The sequence below is a fragment of the Methylobacterium sp. CCH7-A2 genome (genome assembly GCF_001557075.1).
Classification (GTDB): Bacteria; Pseudomonadota; Alphaproteobacteria; order Rhizobiales; family Beijerinckiaceae; genus Allobosea; species Allobosea massiliensis.
The window spans coordinates 1-255 of record NZ_LSKN01000106.1 but is presented as its reverse complement, the minus strand read 5'-3'; the positions used below and the strand labels follow the sequence as shown (position 1 = coordinate 255).

Genomic DNA, 255 nt, shown 5'->3' with positions numbered 1-255 from the left:
GCCAGGAACACAGCCAGGCCCGCGACCTCCTCGGCGGTGACGAACTGCTTGGTCGGCTGGGCATGCAGCAGCACGTCGGCAATGACCTGCTCGCGCGTCAGGCCGCGCGCCGCCATGGTTTCGGGAACCTGCTTCTCGACCAGCGGCGTCCAGACATAGCCGGGGCAGATCGCGTTCACGGTGACGCCGAAGGTAGCTGATTCCAGCGCGACCGTCTTGGTCAGCCCGGCGATGCCGTGCTTGGCGGCGACATAG

At 67.5% G+C, this 255-nt stretch carries 1 protein-coding gene; it reads right to left on the bottom strand.

The genetic code is table 11. The features are described from left to right. The coding region (locus tag AX750_RS09215) for an SDR family oxidoreductase (RefSeq protein ID WP_156462438.1) at positions 1-255 on the bottom strand (255 nt) is incomplete at both ends.